The sequence below is a fragment of the Vibrio sp. 1078-1 genome (assembly GCF_033340475.1).
In genome coordinates this window covers 1-612 of the sequence record NZ_JAWOWM010000551.1, presented here as the reverse complement: position 1 = coordinate 612, position 612 = coordinate 1, and the positions used below count along the sequence as shown (strand labels likewise).

The following is a 612-nucleotide window of genomic DNA, read 5'->3' as shown; positions in this document are numbered from 1 at the left end:
GAAGCCCGCGGTGAGCAGCTTCTTTCTCAAGTCGAAACCTTACTCGCCGCCACAGGTGCTAGCAAAGTGAACCTCATTGGTCACAGCCATGGTGGCCCAACAGCGCGTTATGTAGCCTCTGTACGCCCTGATTTAGTGGCTTCTGTCACCAGTATCGGCGGAGTGAACAAAGGCTCAAAAGTCGCAGACTTAGTACGTGGCACTGTTCCAGAAGGATCGGGGACAGAACAGTTGGCCGTTAAACTCGCGCAGGGGTTAACCACTCTGATCAATCTGCTTTCAGGTGGTTCAGATCTTGATCAAGATCCACTGGCTTCGTTAGCCGCATTAACGACGGAAGGCTCGCTAGCTTTTAACCAACACTACCCTGAAGGCATTCCAACCAGCGAATGTGGCGACGGTGATTTGCTGGCACCGAACGGAGTGTATTACTACTCATGGACCGGATCATCCACTTTTTCCAACGTTTTCGATCCGACAGACGCAGCCATGATGGTACTCGGCTTGGCATTCGATGGGCCAAACGATGGGCTCGTTGGCGCATGCAGCACTCATTTAGGAAAAGTCATTCGTGATGATTACAAAATGAATCACTTGGACGAAATTAACGGT

Annotated in this window: 1 protein-coding gene; it reads left to right on the top strand. The window is 51.0% G+C overall.

Features of this window, described 5'->3' with window-relative positions:
- On the top strand, positions 1 to 612 hold a 612-nt coding region (locus R7190_RS28730; RefSeq protein WP_318138044.1), incomplete at both ends, for a triacylglycerol lipase.